This is a genomic window from Microcystis sp. M31BS1, assembly GCF_020245285.1.
GTDB lineage: Bacteria > Cyanobacteriota > Cyanobacteriia > Cyanobacteriales > Microcystaceae > Microcystis > Microcystis panniformis.
Genome location: NZ_JADBVE010000393.1, coordinates 1 through 17,657 on the forward strand (window position 1 = coordinate 1; position 17,657 = coordinate 17,657).

Annotated in this window: 9 protein-coding genes and 1 pseudogene; 4 read left to right on the forward strand and 6 right to left on the reverse strand. The window is 43.1% G+C overall.

The window, feature by feature from the left end; genetic code table 11:
* Positions 1-137: 137 nt before the first annotated feature.
* The 3 genes and pseudogenes from IM509_RS24255 to hemB all read left to right on the forward strand — a co-directional run.
* A pseudogene (locus IM509_RS24255) lies at positions 138-203 on the forward strand (peptide deformylase); the annotation flags it as partial.
* A 461-nt stretch (positions 204-664) separates the two neighbouring features.
* Positions 665-1,321 carry a GTP cyclohydrolase I FolE gene (gene folE / locus IM509_RS21940; RefSeq protein WP_002752393.1) on the forward strand — a complete coding sequence of 219 codons (657 nt, stop codon included), beginning with the start codon at positions 665-667 and terminating at the stop codon, positions 1,319-1,321.
* Between the two features lie 116 nt (positions 1,322-1,437).
* Positions 1,438-2,418: a porphobilinogen synthase gene (hemB, locus tag IM509_RS21945; protein ID WP_002742392.1), complete on the forward strand. Its 981-nt coding sequence runs from the start codon at positions 1,438-1,440 to the stop codon at positions 2,416-2,418.
* Here the strand turns inward: hemB and IM509_RS21950 are convergent.
* Entirely contained in the window at positions 2,415-3,023 is a 609-nt protein-coding gene (locus IM509_RS21950) for a chromophore lyase CpcT/CpeT (protein ID WP_185237321.1), read from the reverse strand. The two genes, hemB and IM509_RS21950, sit on opposite strands and share 4 nt — an antisense overlap.
* Before the next feature lie 77 nt (positions 3,024-3,100).
* Between IM509_RS21950 and IM509_RS21955 the strand changes: the two genes are divergently transcribed.
* Positions 3,101-5,179 (forward strand): thioredoxin domain-containing protein, encoded by a 2,079-nt coding sequence (locus tag IM509_RS21955; protein ID WP_185237320.1) that lies wholly within the window; start codon positions 3,101-3,103, stop codon positions 5,177-5,179.
* Positions 5,180-5,436: 257 nt separating this feature from the next.
* On the opposite strand, the gene IM509_RS21960 is transcribed toward IM509_RS21955, so the two are convergent.
* The 5 genes from IM509_RS21960 to IM509_RS21980 all read right to left on the reverse strand — a co-directional run bounded on the left by IM509_RS21960 (position 5,437) and on the right by IM509_RS21980 (position 17,423).
* Entirely contained in the window at positions 5,437-7,362 is a 1,926-nt protein-coding gene (locus tag IM509_RS21960; RefSeq protein WP_185237319.1) for an ArnT family glycosyltransferase, read from the reverse strand.
* A gap of 186 nt (positions 7,363-7,548) precedes the next feature.
* Positions 7,549-7,698: a hypothetical protein gene (locus IM509_RS21965; RefSeq protein ID WP_158499357.1), complete on the reverse strand. Its 150-nt coding sequence runs from the start codon at positions 7,696-7,698 to the stop codon at positions 7,549-7,551.
* A 101-nt stretch (positions 7,699-7,799) separates the two neighbouring features.
* Positions 7,800-13,952, reverse strand: a complete 6,153-nt coding sequence (locus IM509_RS21970) for an AAA family ATPase (protein WP_185237318.1) — start codon at positions 13,950-13,952, stop codon at positions 7,800-7,802.
* Positions 13,949-15,781, reverse strand: coding sequence for a carotenoid oxygenase family protein (locus IM509_RS21975; RefSeq protein ID WP_185237317.1), 1,833 nt, complete (start codon positions 15,779-15,781; stop codon positions 13,949-13,951). Before IM509_RS21975 ends, IM509_RS21970 begins: the two co-directional genes overlap by 4 nt.
* A 307-nt stretch (positions 15,782-16,088) precedes the next feature.
* The gene (locus IM509_RS21980; RefSeq protein ID WP_185237316.1) at positions 16,089-17,423 is read right to left on the reverse strand and encodes an AAA-like domain-containing protein; all 1,335 of its coding nucleotides are present in this window, start codon (positions 17,421-17,423) and stop codon (positions 16,089-16,091) included.
* Between the last annotated feature and the right edge of the window lie 234 nt (positions 17,424-17,657).

Below are 17,657 nucleotides of genomic sequence, written 5' to 3' on the forward strand. Positions count from 1 at the left end.
AAATGGGGCGAAAGTCTGTGGACTCTGTGTAAGACAGTACATGGTTTTTTAACTGTGGTATGCGACGGTGGTGGAAGCAGAAACTTAAATCGTGAGGTTTAGGAATCGCCGCACTTTTAGGGCGGCGAGGATGTCAACTGGAAGGAATACTCTTTCTCGATCGCCTTGCTTCTCCGGCGGATTTATACTCGGAGGAAGAATAGCAAAAAATCAGTAATATTGCTGAATATAAGCGATAAAATCCCAAAATATGCTTATCTCTTCAAAATAGTTTAAACAGCTTAACAGGACTATATTTATCTGACGACAAAGTTTTTGTTCGTAAATCTAAATTTTTTGTTAAAATGATAACGATTATCATTCTAGGAAAGCTAAAATACCAAACAAACGAACTACTTGACAAAATAAACTAATTGTGCAGTGGAACTCTGCCCTCAATTAACGAGGGAGATACTCAAGACTTTTTCGGTGACTAGGAAAATCAATTTTTCCAGATTTCCGCACCGGAGATAAACCCAAAGACGAGGGAATAACCCGATAGCTTTCATTAGTTATCGTCTAGATGCCCAGAAAAATAAATACTCTAGCAAAGGGTATTTATCAACATTGGTAAAATCAGAAAACTCGGCCGATCAATTAACTATTGGAGTCCATAAAAATATCTATGACCTTAGCTAAGTCCAAAGCAATTTTTGACAATGATGACTACAATCACTTTCCCGAAGTGATTACCGAACCTAAATCGCCGGTATCGGAAGCCGAGATGATGCAAGCGGTAAGAACACTGCTGTTAGGATTAGGAGAAGATCCCGATCGCGAAGGTTTACGAGACACTCCTAAACGAGTAGTAAAAGCCCTAAAATTTCTCACTTCTGGTTATCAGCAATCCCTGGATGAATTGCTGAATGGGGCAGTTTTTCACGAGGATGCTAACGAGATGGTTTTAATCCGAGACATCGATATTTTTAGCTCCTGTGAACACCATATTTTACCAATTATCGGCCGCGCTCATGTTGCCTATATTCCTAACGGGAAAGTGATCGGTTTATCGAAAATTGCCCGCATCTGTGAAATGTACGCCAGACGACTGCAAGTACAGGAACGTTTAACCGCACAAATTGCCGATGCTTTGCAGGGATTACTGCAACCTCAAGGGGTAGCTGTGGTGATTGAAGCGACTCATATGTGTATGGTAATGCGCGGGGTTGAAAAACCCGGTTCTTGGACTTCTACGAGTGCCGTGCGCGGTATTTTTGCCGATTCTGCTAAGACTCGTCAAGAGTTTATGAGTTTGATTCGTCATAGTCCCGATTTTCACTAATTAGTCAGGGGGATTGGGATTATTTTATCGTCCTATCCCCAGTTTTTTCCTAGGTAAAAAACCAGAGCAAAACCAGCTATTTACTGTTTACTTTTTATTTTTAACTCGCTGTTATCATGCTGATTCGTCCCCGTCGTCTTCGTTATACTCCAGCGATTCGCCGTCTTGTTCGTGAAACTGAATTAACCGTTAATGACTTGATTTATCCCCTCTTTATCATGGAGGGAGAAAATCAAAGGGTTGCTATTCCTTCTATGCCCGATTGTTATCGTTATTCCCTCGATTTATTGCTCAAAGAAGTGGTTAATGCTTATAAATTAGGCATTAATGCCATCGCTCTTTTCCCCCTGATTGCCGAAGATAAAAAAGATAATTTCGGTAGAGAAAGTTATAATCCCGATGGTTTAGTGCCAAGGGCAGTGAAAGCGATCAAAAAAGAAGTCCCTGAAATAATTATTATCACCGATGTTGCTCTCGATCCTTTTTCGATTTATGGTCATGATGGTATTGTGCAGGACGGTAAAATTCTCAACGATGAAACCCTAGAAGTTTTAGTGAAAATGTCGCTCTCGCAAGCGGCAGCCGGGGCTAATTTCGTCGCCCCTTCCGATATGATGGATGGTAGGGTTGGGGCGATCCGTCGAGCTTTAGATGCGGCTGGCTATCTGGATGTGGGAATTCTCGCTTATACGGCTAAATATGCCTCTGCTTATTATGGTCCCTTCCGAGATGCCTTAGAATCAGCCCCAAAATTTGGTGATAAGAAAACCTATCAAATGGATGGGGCTAATAGTCGGGAAGCGTTACGCGAAGCCAGTTTAGACATAACAGAAGGGGCAGATATTATTATGGTTAAGCCCGCTCTGGCCTACCTCGATATTATCCGTCGTCTGCGCGATAGTAGCCATCTTCCCGTCGCCGCTTACAACGTCAGTGGTGAATACGCAATGATTAAAGCGGCGGCAAAACAGGGCTGGATTGACGAAAAAAGCCTGATTTTGGAAACTTTAATCAGTATGAAACGAGCGGGGGCCGATTTGATTTTGACCTATTTTGCTGCCGATGTGGCATTAATGAAACAGGAAAGCCGATTTTAGGGTTTTTGCCAGCGAAATTGATAGAAATTATCCTGCGCTCCCCATACCTGCCGGCCAAGGCTATCATAACCTCGATCGCTGGTATCCATGCCCTGGGAATGTAGAATAATTGTATTAGTTATTTTCACCGCACCTCTGGCATTAGTGGGACAACCCTGGGGGGGAGTTTCTCCCCGATACCCCCCCGCTATCGGTTGTAAAAACACAGTACACACCGACTCGGCCAAATCTGATACATTTAATTTTCTTTCTGTCAAGTCTTTGTTACAAAAATTAATAAAGTTAGGGGCATTATTTAACTTATAAGCTTTCGATTCCACAGTGGAATTATCAGCGCTAGGTTGAATGACTAAAATTCTTTGACGATAGGGTTGATTTAAGCGATCGATAATTGCCTGTTCCTGATAAAGATAAATATTATCCTGTTTGGGGGAAAAATCCACGGCACAGGTGGTCATTTGCACCTTAGCAATGCGGGGGTTAGTCTGCGCTTGTTCCCTGGTATCCATAACCCCAATTAAATGATTAGCCACCCCCTGCACTTGCGGATTAAGGGGCAAAGATTGAGTGAGAAAAAATCCTAGGGCGATCGAAGTTTTCAGCATGAGCAGAAGCTTGATTCCGGTTAGTCTCTAATTAGCTTAAACTAATAAGCAGCAAGAGCAAAAATACCCCTTTTCCCATGGCTAATCATCTGGCTGCATCCGAAAGTCTTTACCTGCGAAAACACGCCGAAAACCCGATCGATTGGTGGTATTGGTGTGACAGCGCCCTAGAAATTGCCGGGAGAGAAGATAAACCGATCTTTCTGTCGATCGGTTATTCTAGCTGTCATTGGTGTACGGTTATGGAAGGAGAAGCGTTTTCCGATCGGGCCATTGCCGATTATCTCAATCAGTATTTTTTGCCGATCAAAGTTGATCGGGAGGAAAGACCGGACATCGATAGTATCTATATGCAAGCATTGCAGATGATGGTCGGTCAAGGGGGTTGGCCGCTGAATGTCTTCCTAACACCGGATAGTTTAATTCCCTTCTATGGTGGCACCTATTTTCCCGTGCAACCGCGCTTTAACCGGCCCGGTTTTCTGCAAGTGTTGCAATCGGTACGTCGCTATTATGACGAAGAAAAGGAGAAATTAAGCAAATTCACGGCCGAAATGCTGGGCGCGCTGCGTCAATCGGCTATTTTACCCCGAGCAGAGACCAATTTAGCCGCTCCTTCCCTTTTAGCCACAGGAATCGAGACAAATACTGCGGTGATTCAGGTTAATCCCAATAACTACGGTCGGCCCAGTTTTCCGATGATTCCCTATGCTAATCTGGCTTTGCAGGGTAGTCGCTTTGGTGACGATTTTGAGGATTCCCTCCGGCAAGCAGCCTATCAACGGGGGGAAGATCTGGCCCTGGGGGGAATCTATGACCATGTAGGGGGAGGATTCCATCGTTATACGGTGGATTCGACGTGGACAGTTCCCCATTTTGAAAAAATGCTCTACGATAACGGGCAAATTGTCGAATATTTAGCCAATTTGTGGAGTGCGGGTAATCGAGAGGCGGCCTTTGAGAGAGGGATTAAAGGCACGGTTAACTGGCTAAAACGGGAAATGACCGCCCCAGAAGGTTATTTTTATGCGGCCCAAGATGCCGATAGTTTTGAGAAGGCCACGGATGGGGAGCCGGAGGAAGGGGCCTTTTATGTCTGGTCGGATCGGTCGTTAAGGGATTATCTCTCGACCGAGGAATTGGGGCTGCTGCAGGCTAATTTTACCGTCACTGCCGAGGGGAATTTTGAGGGTCGTAATGTCCTGCAACGTCGGCAAGGGGGAGAATTAGGGGAGGAGATAGAAAATATGCTCGATAAGTTATTTATTCGGCGTTATGGCAGTTCTCAAGCCCAATTAGCTCTTTTTCCCCCGGCCAGAGACAATCAGGAGGCGAAAACTGTCTCTTGGCCGGGACGCATTCCGGCGGTAACGGATACGAAAATGATCGTCGCTTGGAATAGTTTGATGATTTCCGGTTTAGCCCGGGCCTTTGCCGTCTTTGGTGAACCTTTGTACTGGAAAATGGCTACTCAAGCGGCCGAGTTTATTCTCAAGCATCAGTGGTTAGATGGACGTTTTCAGCGCTTGAATTATCAGGGTCAGGCCTCGGTTTTGGCCCAATCGGAGGATTTTGCCTATTTTATTAAGGCTTTACTGGACTTGCAAACGGCTAATCCCCAAGAAACTGGCTGGTTAGAGGCGGCTATCGATCTACAAGGGGAATTCGACCGCTGGTTTTGGTCCGAGGATGAGGGGGGATATTTTAATACTGCTTCTGATCATAGTCTCGATCTGATCGTGCGAGAACGGGGTTATACGGATAATGCCACCCCTTCGGCCAACGGAATTGCGATCGCTAATTTAGTGCGTCTGTCGCGATTGACGGAAAATCTAGAATATCTCGATCGGGCCGAAAAGGCCTTGCAATCTTTTAGTACCATCCTAGAACAGTCCCCCACCGCTTGCCCCAGTTTATTTGTTGCTCTCGATCACTATCGTCACGGTTTCTGTCTGCGCGCCCCGGAAAGCTCGATCGAGCCGCTGTTAGGTCGCTATTTGCCCACTGCGGTGTATCGAGTCGATGACAGTTTGCCCCCTAGCACATTTGGGTTAATTTGTCAAGGGTTATGCTGCCTTGAACCGGCGGAAAATTTAGAACAGTTAGACCGACAAATTGCTGGGGTGATGAGGGGGGAGTCAATACTACTCGGTTAAGGTTTTTTCTCTCTCAAGCAGAGAACAGTGATAAAAAAGCAATTAACGCTTTTTTAATCACCAAGATTCAGGATCATTGATTATTTTGACCAAAATGGACAGGAATGGAGATGATTTTCTTCTCCATTGTCAAAACGCCCACACCATTGGTCAAAGCCAGAGAGGTATCGCGGCTGGGGTTGTCTATTTCATAGCCGCTCTCTCAACGTCAAGTGCCGACTCTGTAGCGGTTATACTCGATTTGATCGTTTGAGCGTTTAAGTCCCATTAGTTTTATCTTCAGCCATCTTATGGAGAACAAAAACATTATCTTGCTTTAAAAGCAGCCATCTTGCAAAAGGATAGCGTTTGACTTCTTGATAACCTTTGAGCAATCCAGAGGAAATCATGTAGTCATCACGATTTACCCACCAGTAACTTTTACCCCGCTGCTTCTGATATTTTATATCGTTTAAATACCAGCCATTAAATTCGTATCCCCCATCGATATATTCAGGAGTAACTCCCTGTTCCATCAAATCATTTAAGGCTTGCCACCGAGTTCGGTTCCAGGCTAAGTAGTCATGGGTTGCAGCTATAGTAAATCCGCCCCAAATAAAGATCATTGTCAAGGCAAAAGCAGTTATTTTTTTGCCAATATCTTGCTCGGCAATGTCCTTGTTTAAAATTACTATAAGGACCATAAATAATGGTACAAGCAGCAAAAAATAACGATCAAAAGCATACTTTATTCCCAAAAGAAAAAGATAAACTAATATCGCAGAAATTATTAGTAAATTCAACCATTTTTCTGATTCAGAAAAGGTTTGCAATATCCCTGAGCATAAATAGTAAAGCAATAAAAGCGCTCCAACTACACCAATCGCCGTCATCATCAACCAAAATATTTTTAAGCCAAGGGAATAGGGGGGATAATTTACCTTCAAGATATAAGTATCTCGAAGGGTTAAAGGGCCTAAGCCAAAATAAACTAGGACATTACCGATGAAGGGCATAGTTTTGCCTTGCTGGATCAATTTACCCATCACGACAACAAAAAAGCTAGATAAAGCTAAGAGCGTTATTCTTTGGTGTTGGCGCGATATTTCCTTAAATTTCCCAGAAAAAAATATCGCTATGAATGGGAAAATAAAACAACCAATTGAAATAATTAGAATATGGTTGCCAAAATCTAATTTTTGCATATTCATCAACACATTCTCCATTATTAAAAGAGTCCGCTCTTTAGATTCAAGCCATTGTTGATACAATTTATAGAGTAAGATTACCAAGGAAACCATCAGAGAACTGCCCAACAAAATTTTTAATTTTAATTTTTTTGTCCAAAAGATCGCTAGGGCAAGGAAGACTAAACAACTCAGGTATATAATTGAAATCATTAAAATGTGGTTGCCGAAATCTAATTTTCCTATAGCTATCAATACCTTCTCTGCTATTATAGTCAGGGTATTCTCTGCTGTTAAAGGCATGCGTCCTGTAGAATAAAGCCATTTTTGATACAGTTCATGTAGTAAAATTCCTGATAAAAATATCAGGGAACTGCCCAATAAAATTTTTAATTTAAATCTTTGTTTAAACGAGTATGCTAGGGCAAATGATAAAAGAATAATAATTGCGTATTGACGGATTAAAATCGTGATATAAGCGAGGCAAATACCGAGAATAATTTCCATAGTTGATTCCCGCTTCAATCCCCTGATCAGAAAATAGAAAGATAGGATACTTAAAGCCAGAAAAGGAACGTCGGTCATAAAGCTGTTAGCTAATCCAAAGTATAGAGGATTAACCACTAGCAGCAAAGCAGCCAACAAAGAGATTTTCTGATTGGCATTAACTTCTCTAAGCAGTCCATAAGTACCAATCGCACCGATTAATCCTAAGGTTAAAGTGGAGAAGCGTAATGCAGTAAATGAAAATCCAAAAGGAAGGCAAAATAAGGCTCCCCAAAAGGCTTGAAAAAATAGGTTAGCATGGGCTGGACTGGGAAGGCGGAAATCACCTTTCTCCAGAATCGATTTTACTGCCAGTCCATAAACCCAGTCATCATTAAGAGGAAAATTACCCAAAGGATTGACGACAATTACCGTCACAGTCCATATGGCAATAATTATTAAAATATTGACAATATCAGCTTTTTTTGGATGACTAAAATAAATCCAACTCATTACATCTGTTTTGTTCATGGCTCTAATCTTACGAAAGGAAAAGGCTCTTCTGGTTTCTGTGTGGAAACGAGGTCTATACTGATAGTTTATTCCGCCAAATAGCACTAAAAGTCTTGCCTGATAAGCATTTCACGATTCCATAAGCAAAAATTATCACACAAAGTCGAGAAGAGCCAGGAAAATAGCGGAATTCGAGTAATTTAGTCACGACTGCTCGTGTTGCTCCGAGAATAGCGACTCGCACTGGCCGAGACAGGGGGCTGACTTGCGGGGAAATTTAGGCACAAAACACCAAGATAACATGGCGAAGTAAGCTTCATTTATCTCTGACTCGGAGGGGGTTGTCTGTTTCATTGCCAATCTCTCAACGTCAAGTGCCGACTCTGTAGCGATTATAATCGATTTGATCTGTATTGAGCGTTTAAGTCCCAATAATTGCTCTGTAGTGGATATTTCTACAAATTTGAGCTGCAACCCAGCCAATCGAGGTTAAAGATGGCCCGATAGATGGGATTATGAACCCGCAGCTGGCCCTGGTCTTTGATCACTAACCCCGATAAAAGTAACTCTTTTTCTGGGGGGCTATCCTCAGCAATCACCTCTTTTTCCCTTAAAATCCGTTCATAGAGTCTCAGGAGCAACTGGGAGCGATGACTGTTGAGGAGCCGATCGCGAATAGTCCGCAGATGTTCCGGTTCATCCTGAGCCTCCCAATTGTCAATGATCTTCTTCTGTACCAAGTCCTCAATCCAGGAGGCCTCACCATTGGGGGGAATCGGCGAGGCGGCGGTGCGAATTAACTGACAGAGTTTTTGGGTCAGAAAAGGTTGACCGTTTGTCCAAGCAAAGACTTCTTTTAAGACAGTTTGCGGGTTACTAACTTTCTCGGCCAATCCGCGCAGTAAAGGCTGGGCTTCGTGTTCCTTAAAACCCTCCAATTGAATCGAATGACCGATATTAAAAGGAGTGATTTGGTGGTCGGTAATTAAATCGGAGGGGGTGACAACACCGAAGAAAGCGAAGGTCAAACGCCGATAGAGCGGGTTAAAACCACGCTGGTTATAGCAGGAACGAATCAGGGCAAAAAAGTCATTAACTGCGAAATTTAAGCCCAAAACGCTATCAATTTCATCGATAAAAATCGCTATCGGTTTCGGGGGAGAACCCTCCACTATCCCCACTTCCAGCAATAACACTTCTTCAATAAATTCGCCCAAGCGCTGCACTGCCGAGACATCTTCCCGTTCTTGCCACCAAGCTTTCAGATTAACCCTTTTGAGCAGGCCAAAACGTCGCCCTAACTCGAAGGCTATCCCCTTGTACCATTGGTCAGAAGTGACATTTTCGCTGCCGATACGGGTTAAATCAATGGGAGCGCAACAGATGCCCTCGTGTTGGAGGTGATCGATCATGCGTACCATTAAACTAGACTTACCCATTTGACGGGGATTGAGAACATAGCAAAAATCGCCGCGTTTGAGGGCTTTATAGAGATAACGGTCGGCGGCGCGGACCACGTAGGTGGGAGCATCCATGGGTAAACTGCCCCCCACTTGGTAGTCAAAGGTGCTAGATTCTTCGCTACTTCTGAGCAGTTCATTTTCAAACAGTAATTCTGCTTGGGTGGCCTTGAGAATTTCTAGGGTTTGGCTGAGTTCTAGGGTGCGCTCCTGCACTTTCTGTTCTAGGGTGCGGCTATACTCGGCTAATTCTTCGGTAAAGCGAATCCGTTCCGCTTCCGCCTGTTTTCGTTCGCTAATATCGGTAAAAGCGGTGATCGCATAGATAATTTCCCCTTTTTCGTCAAAAACGGGCGTAGCATACACTTCTAGGGGAATAATCTTCTCTCCTTGGTGAATTTCTAGATCATCCATCGTGTTTTTTTCCCCCCTTAAAGCTCGGACAATCGGCTGGTCTTCGGTGGGATACAATCGATCGGTTCCAGCTTGATATAACTGATAGGTTTTCCCCAACTGATTAGCCGTGGTGATATTAACTATCCCTTTTCCTAAAATCTCTTGGGCGGTTTGATTGGCATAATAGGGTTGACTGTCGGCATCGAGGACAAATACCCCCACTGGCATGGCTTCTAAAAATTGCGCTAGTTGTCTCTGTTTGGCTTTGATTTCAGCGTAGAGTTTGGCGTTAGTAATTGCGATCGCCGCTTGGCTAGAGAGCAGTTGCAGCACTTCCAATCTTTCTTGGGTAAAAGCCCCGACGGTGAGGTTATTTTCTAGATAGACAATTCCCCGCAGTTGTCCTTGGTCGAGGAGAGGCGAACAGAGCAGCGATTTGGTTTGATGGGTTTTTATATAGGGATCGTTGCTAAAATTGCCCTGATGGGCAGCATCGTTATTAAGAACGGTTTGACCGCTCCGGGCTACATAGTTAATAATTGAGACGGGAAGATGTTCTTCGATCGCATTAGATTTAAAGACTGTCACCCTATCTTCCTGCACTGAACCGGAGGCTTCGATCGATAATTGTCCGCCGCTTTCTAGGATAAGATAGCCCAGCTGCGCCCCGGCATTTTCGATGAGAATTTTCATCAGGGTGGCGAGTAACTTATCTAAAACTATCTCGCTAGAAATGGCTTGGGATGCCTTCATGATCGTGGCTAAATCTAACAGATCTCCCGAATGACTGGCTGAATTTTTTCTGGTGGTAGTTCTCCTAGTTTCGGTCGGGGAATTGGAACCATAATTATTGACCATTAACTGAGAATAGCGGCTTTCTATATCTTTGACTTTAGCGGTTGCTCCCCAAAGAGAATAGAGATAAGCAGCTTCATTGATGTAGGTTTTGGCAATTTTTACTTTACCCCAATCGAGATAGAATTTCGCCGCTAGTTCGTTAGCTAGTGCCTCTTCATTAATGTATTCATTTTCCTTGGCTTTAGCGATGGCTAGATCGTAGTTTTCTATGGCTTCTAGATAGGATTGCTGCACCCGGTCTTTTTCCGCTTGCACTAAATAAAATTTATGGAGATAGTTCTGGGGTGCTTGATTAGCCCATTCCCACAGCTTTCTCTGATTATTCGTCACTCGTTCTAATACTTGCTTTTTTTGGTCATTGTCCAGATGATTATAAATAGCTAAATGGGCGAGGGAATCATAGACATTATGCAGAGGAATCAAGAAAGTAGCGGTAGCTCCTCCCAGATATTTTTGGGCTTGGTTAGCATTTTCAATGGCTTGTTCGTGCTGTCCAAATAGATAACAAAGGTATAATTTATTAACAAATAAAGCACAGAGACCGTAGAGATCATTAGCCTCTAGATGGTACGGTAACATAACAGTTTCTTGATAGTACTGTCCTTCTAAATGACCGGGATTTTCCGAGTGCCTCAGCAGATTTAAAACTGTTTGACCATAGATTTTTAGATAGTTGCGAGGGTTTTCTTGTTTGAGCTTAACAAAAGCCAGATCATAGTTAGCTATTTCTTGGGCTAATTCGGTTAATTCTTGTCCGATAAAGGCAGAATGAAAACAGTAAAGATAGGCACAGGTTGTTCCGTAGTAGAGATCGCCCATTTCTAAACCGGTTTGATAGGAAGATTTTAACAAGGACAGGGAATTTTTAATCGGTTCTTTCCAGATACTAATAGTGGCGGAAAAGACGGCAATTATTTTCGGCATCAGGGCTTTGGCATGAAATTTATCAGCGATGTTTAAAGCTAATCGTCCAAATTGATAACCCGTTTCCCAATCTTCTAAAATACCGCAAAGGATTAAGCCATAATTGACATAAGTAAAAGCCGCTAGATAACTATTGCCGTATTCAATTGATAAGTTAACCTGTTTTGATACTAGGATGGGTAAGAGATGAGGTGCGGCAATAAAAACAGGAGGAAATATGGCAGTCCCTATCTTCATTATTGCTAATTTTTCTTCCTCATTTATCGGCGGTAAATTACTTAAATCTTCGATATTTTGCCCCGCTAATTTTTGTCGGGTTTTAGTTAGTTCTTTTTGAATATCTGATGATTGTAAGGATTCAGGAATCTGGAAATCGAAGCTTTTAAGGACAGATAAACCAATTTGTACCGCTTTTAGTTCTTGATTTTGGGCGTGATACGCTTCGATGATTACTTCATAAACTTTGATTTTATCTAGGGTAGTTTTTGCCTGTTTTAATACGAGATTAGCCCAGCGTTGCATCGGCTCAAAGTTCCCACTTAAATAGGCGATTTCTGTGGCTTCAGAATAAATATTTAAAGTCAGTTGATAGTTATTTTTCCAGCTTGATTTTTTGAGAAGTTTTTGAGCGGTTTTGATATATTTTAAGGCTCCAGCTTGGGCATTAGCGGCTTTTGCTTTTTGGGCTGCTAGTAAATTCAAGTTAGCCACTGACTCTCGTTCTTTTTTCTCGCTAATTAGTTGATAACCAAGGTTGAGATGATCAACTATTTTAAAAATCTTTTCCGATAATTCGTTGACAGAAGTATGCTGCCAAAGTAGGCGACCAATTTTTAGGTGAATTACGGCTTTTTGGCTGTCTTCGATGAGAGCGTAAGCTCCTTGTTGAATGCGATCATGAGCAAATTTATATTCTTGAATCAGTAATTGTTCATCTAATTCTGAGAGGAGAATAATTAAACCAGCTTCGCTACTAGAAGTTAAAATTGGTAAAAGTTCTGAAGGTGATTTTTCAGAGATAACCGTCAGATTATATAAATTAAATTCTGCCCCAAGACAGGCTGCTAAACTTAAGACTTCTTGGGTTTCGGGAGGCAATTTCTGCATTTTGCCCATCATAAATTGAATCAGATTATCGGTACTGCCAATCCTTTGAATTTGGCCGAGATGCCATTGCCAATAGCCCCTATTATTATCGGTTTTAGTGGTTGTTTCTTGCCCCGATTGGAAAAATAGCCAATTTTCCCAGTAGATAGTTTTGAGAAATTCATTGACAAAAAAAGGATTACCGTGGGTTTTTTGCCAGACTAAAGCGGACAAGGATTGCACATATTCTGGTGAATGGTTTAAGGTGTCAGCAATTAACTGATTGACCTGTTCAGAACCCAGAGGTTTTAAAATAACTTGATTGATAATTATGCCCCCTTGCTCTAATTTGTCGAGAGTAGCGGTTAGGGGGTGAGTGGAATTAATTTCATTACTGCGATAGGAGCCAATTAAAAACAAATAGTCCATATCGCCATCGAGCATAATTAATTCTATCAACTGGAGACTAGCCAAGTCTGTCCATTGTAAATCATCGAGAAAGATGACTAGGGGATGTTCTGGGGAACAAAAGACCCGAATAAAATTTTTAAAGACTAAATTAAAGCGATTTTGAGTAGCGATCGCTCCTAATTGTAACACCTCTGGTTGCGAACCAATAATTAATTCTAGTTCGGGAATCACGTCAATAATAACCCGTGCATTCGCCCCCAAAGACTTTAAGAGTTTTTGTCGCCATAGTTCCAGTTGTGATTGACTCTCCCCCAAAAGTTGCTTAACCAGATTAGTCAAAGCGCTAACCACGGCAGCATAGGGAATATCGCGCTGAAATTGGTCAAATTTACCGGAGATAAAAAAGCCGCGTTTTTCAGTAATTGGCTGATAAATTTCCTTAACCAAGGTGGTTTTACCCATGCCAGAATAACCCGTAACTAGCATCAGTTCGGTGTGAGAGGAGTTTTTAGCCACCGTGGCTACCCGTTGAAAAGCAGTGAGGAGAGTGGCGATTTCTGCCTCCCTACCGTAGAGTTTTTGGGGAATTTGGAACTGATTGGCTAGATCTTGCCTAGCGATGACAAAATCCTCAATTTTACCCGTTGTTTCCAGTTGTCTTAAACATTCCTCTAAATCTGCTCGAATGCCGTAGGCACTTTGGTATCGTTCTTCGGGGGTTTTAGCCATCAGTTTGATGATGATTGCCTCCACCACTGGGGGAATTTCCTCCCTGACGAGACTATTAATCTCCAAAGGTTGTTTAGCTAGATGACAGTGAACTAATTCCAAAGCATCGTTAGCTGGAAAAGGTAATTGTCCGGTGAGCAGTTCATAGAAGCTAACGCCCAAGGAATAAAAATCCGTGCGATAATCGAGACTGCGATTCATCCGTCCGGTTTGTTCGGGAGAAAGATAGGCTAAAGTCCCCTCCAGAACGTTGGGATTTTTTAGCCCGGGATTTTCCCGCTGCAGAACACTAGCAATGCCAAAATCGATGATTTTAATCTGTCCGGTTTCGGGGTTAAGAACTATATTGGCAGGATTAATATCTTTGTGAATAACCTTAGCGTTGTGAATTTTCTCTAAATTAGCCACTATTCGGGGTGCAAGGCTTAAAAAGTCCCTTAAGGCTAGGGGTTTGCCCTCTAGCCATTTTTTTAAGGATACACCCCCGAAATCTTCCAAAATAATCACGGGAGTTCTGCGGTAGGTTTCTAAGCCGTAGGCTTTAATCGCCTCCTCGAAGTTCAGACCGCAGATGGTTTTATACTCCTGTTTATAGTGGGTTAGTTCTTGGGTGGTGGGATATTCTTGCTTGAGGATTTTGAGCATAACCGGTTGATTATCGGCGATGCGAATGGCCCGATAGACTTCCGAGTTAACGCTTTCGTAGATTTGGGCAAGAATGTCGTATCCGTTGAGAACAATCATTTTTTTACTTGGCGGTTGTAAACGGCTGCGGGTTTCCCTAGGAAAAATTCTACGGGAACCAAGACCAGACTCCGCAAGGCTGACAGAACTCGATTTACCTGTGAGACGGAAGGATGGGGAGAAGGGACCACCTGCTCGAAATACTCGGAATGCAAGGTAAAACCAAAGTGAACATCTTCCAGCAAACTCAGTTTAGCAATCGGTCCGTCCTTGAGATTGTCAGGGTTAAATAACCAAGCTTCTAATACTTTGGTCGGGGTTAAAACCGTCGTCAATAGATAGGCCTGTTCTTGGGGAATAAACTGAATGCTATCTAAAATATAGCCATCAGGACAAACATAAAAATCCAGTAGTCCCCGACCTAAATGGGATACATGAGTATCACTGCCTTTTTTTTCTTGGCTAATCTGTTCAGTTAACTGATTCCAATCCTTATCGAAGGGAACCTTAGCTAATACCGAGGGCAAGTCATGACAGGGAAGTTCGGCATCGCTGAGGATGCGATTACTTTGGTCGCGAAAATCCATATACTGACGACGACAGATTAACTCGCGCACATACCCGGCATAAACCTGATAAATGGCACTGTATCCCTGTTCCAATTCCCGTGGGTCGGCGGTGTAGAGAGTGGTAGAGAACCACCCCGGATGGATGAAAGCTTGTTCGCTCATCACCCTGGCATCTTCGATAACCACTTTGCGCAGCACTCCGGGGTCAAAGGAAAACATCCAGGGAATGCCGTGGTATTCGGGGGGATAACCCTGACCAGTAAAATGTTGGATATCGTCTTTTTCGATCGCTTCGGTTAAACTAATAGTGGCGTTTTGGATGGCCACCAGCTGAATTTGACCGTTGGTACTATGGTAATTACAAAGGAAGTGATAACTGTCGCCATTGAAGGTAATTAATCGCGAGGGAACGGTGGTTTCTTCTTCCTTGAGGTCTTGACGTTTAACCAGATAAATTTGAGTTTTCGGATAGGTTTCTTCTGGCTTGATTCTAATACCTAATAGTTTGGCTACTCCCATCTGAAAAGGCATATCGGGAATCATGATATAATCCTCGGTGACGATAACCGAATGGGGGCTACCATCGAGGATAGTTCCCTGTAGTTTCCAGGGTTTAAGTTGTTTTTGTTGATCCCAAAGCACAACATACACCGAGTTGTCTAAGTCTTTTAATATACCTCCCGATACAATTTTTAGCTTTAATTCACAGGTGATAAATTCTTTGGTCTTTTTGTCGTAGAAGGGGTGAGCAGTATTTTCTAGGACTGGGAAAAAAGACAAAGGCACGGAAACAAGATGTTGGTCAAAATAACCAATCGGAGTGATAGTATCAAGGGAAACGGGATCCACTTCCCAGTAACGTCCCGCATCGGCAGTGAGAATTAATCGGGTTTCTTCTAGTTGTTTATCTTCGGAAACTTTTTCTAGTTTAACTATAGCAGTATTCGCTATTTCTGAAGAACCCAAAATGCTGATTACAGCAGGAAAATTGGCTTTAATAATATTAAATATCGGTAAGACTTTTCGCCAGAAACTATCCCAGGTTTTCAGTTTTTTACTGTAAACATTAACTTGATTATTTTTCCCTTGCAAGTCCCATTTAATAATTACACCTTCACCAGAGAACAAATGACGGTCATTTTTTCTATGAAAAGGACAGACGATAAAAACGTATCCCGACAGATTTTCCGGCCAATGTCCCTCGGTAACTGTAGCGACTGCCTTATATAAATTGTTCTCATCCGGCCGACCGAGTTGCGAGCGACTAAAATTACCAACGTTGACAGTATTTTGGACAGTATCTTTGTTTGACATATTCATAATAAGTAGGGTTTGCGGCAAAAAGTTTGTTGGTGGGGTTAGTAGCCAGTCGTCAGGAGATAGGAGCCGGGAGCCAGTATTTAGGAGGCAGGAGACAGGAGATAGGTTTTAGGTGTTGGGGTTTTGGGCTTCGGCCGTGAGCTCAGGCTTCGACGGTGAGCTCAGCCGAACCGCCGAAAGGGTTTTGGGGTTTTAGTTCAATTTCCCCACTTCCCCACTTCCCCATTCCCCCACTTCCCCATTCCCCCACTTCCCCACTTCCCCACTTCCCCACTTCCCCACACCCTCACTGATAACTGATTACTGTTTACTGATAACTGATAGAGGATTTCACCTCTAAAAAATAGCGTCGATACAATTCATAGCCTGGTACTACTTTATCTCCCGATTGTTTGAGTAGCCCCATACTGCTGAGTTTATAAGCGAGAATTGGGTCTAATTGTACTGGTTCCACGGCGCTTATCACCCGATCAAGAGCTTTTGCTAGTTCCGGCTGTTGTTCTAATACTGCCCAATGGCGCCGCAGGTGATGTGCATAAATCCCCGTGACGGAGGTGGCAGTAGTTAATATTTGCGTCATGGTTATTTCCTCCCGACTGAGATAGTAGAGGGCAGTTTGTACCAAAGCTGGATGTCCTCCTACTAACTCCATCAGTTGTTGGACTTTTTCCTGATTTTCCCAAGTGAGTTGATAACGTTGAGCTAATTTTAATACCTCCTCCAGACTAAAATGACTTAGCTGTGCGGGGAATCCCACGTTAAAGGGGGATTGATTGAGCTGCAGGGGAACATAAATTTCTGTGGAATGGACGACGATAAGACGAAGTTTTTGCCAAATAGGTAAGGTTTTGGCTTCTTCGTACCAAGAACGCAGCAGCGGTAAAAAATCCTTGGCCACTTGGGGATGTTCAAATATCTGATTCAGTTCATCGAGAGCCAGGACAATGGGGGCAGTAATCGATTCCAGGATATAGTCTTGAATGTAAACCGTACAGCTAATCTTGCTACCTAAATCCTCATCCCAATACTCATCTAATTGCGGTTTTAACTGTAGTTGACGGGCGGCATTGGCACACAACCAGCGCAAAAATTGGTTTAAATCACTCAAAATGGCCTGGTCCACCTGTTCTAAGTTCAAACTCACCGTGCGGTAGCCTTGCTGTTTAGCAAAATCGAGCATTCTCAAAAGTAGGGAAGTTTTGCCCATTTCTTTGGGAGCTTTTATCCGCACTAAAGCCCCCGGTTTCTTGATTTCCTGCCTGATCTGTTCTTCGAGGGGAAGACGTTCTAAATAAAATGGGGAACCAAGGGGAACAGCCCCATTAGGATAGGGGGGCAATGTCTCCAATTTTTCGCTCTTGGCTGCCGAATTAACCGGAATTTTGTCTTGAGGGGGTGTTTTTAGCTCAAAATTCAGGGCGGCGATTTCTTGCCAGTCGAGGCATAATCGACGACAAATTTGTTCAAAAGTGGCTTGTTCTACCGGTTTACCAGTCAGGAAGTTGCTGACAGTAGCCAGACTAAATTCAGCTTCTTTGGCTAAGGAGCGCTGACTGCTAAAACCCTGCTTTGTCACGGCTAATTTAACCTGATTGAGGCAGTGTTGTTGTACTCTTAGACGGCTCGATAGGGAATCTCTCATAAGAATTAGGGGTGTGGGGTGTGGGGTGTGGGGTGTGGGGTGGGGGGAGTGGGGAGTTTTCTCAGTGAACTGATAACTGATAACTGATAACTGATACAGGGTAATCGCGCGTTGACCGAGCCCTTGAATTCCGAGAAGTTAGTCTAAATTTTGGCGTTTGTTCCGATTCTATCCGAGTAATTTTCCGAAATTTAGGGGGTTTCTAATCCTCGAAAACCGATGAACTCAGAAGGA